Consider the following 456-nt stretch of genomic DNA (forward strand, 5'->3'; position numbering starts at 1 on the left):
GGTAAAATTTGTGAGTTCTCACGAATTTTCGGCGAATGTCGTCTTCACAGTATAACCAGATTGCTTGGGGTTATATGGTCAAGTGAAGAAGCGCATACGGTGGATGCCTTGGCAGTCAGAGGCGATGAAAGACGTGGTAGCCTGCGATAAGCTTTGGGGAGTCGGCAAACAGACTGTGATCCAGAGATCTCTGAATGGGGGAACCCACTCAGCATAAGCTGAGTATCTTGTACTGAATCCATAGGTGCAAGAGGCGAACCAGGGGAACTGAAACATCTAAGTACCCTGAGGAAAAGAAATCAACCGAGAGTCCCTTAGTAGTGGCGAGCGAACGGGGACCAGCCCTTAAGCTGGTTTGAGATTAGTGGAACGCTCTGGAAAGTGCGGCCATAGTGGGTGATAGCCCCGTACACGAAAATCTCTTGCCAGTGAAATCGAGTAGGACGGAGCACGAGA

General features: G+C 49.8%; 1 rRNA gene. It reads left to right on the forward strand.

The annotated features are described in order from the left end of the window. Positions 1-76 precede the first annotated feature (76 nt). Positions 77-456, forward strand: a 23S ribosomal RNA gene (locus VA602_RS00515); the annotation flags it as partial.

This window comes from Pseudomonas machongensis (assembly GCF_034961125.1).
GTDB classification, from domain to species: Bacteria; Pseudomonadota; Gammaproteobacteria; order Pseudomonadales; family Pseudomonadaceae; genus Aquipseudomonas; species Aquipseudomonas machongensis.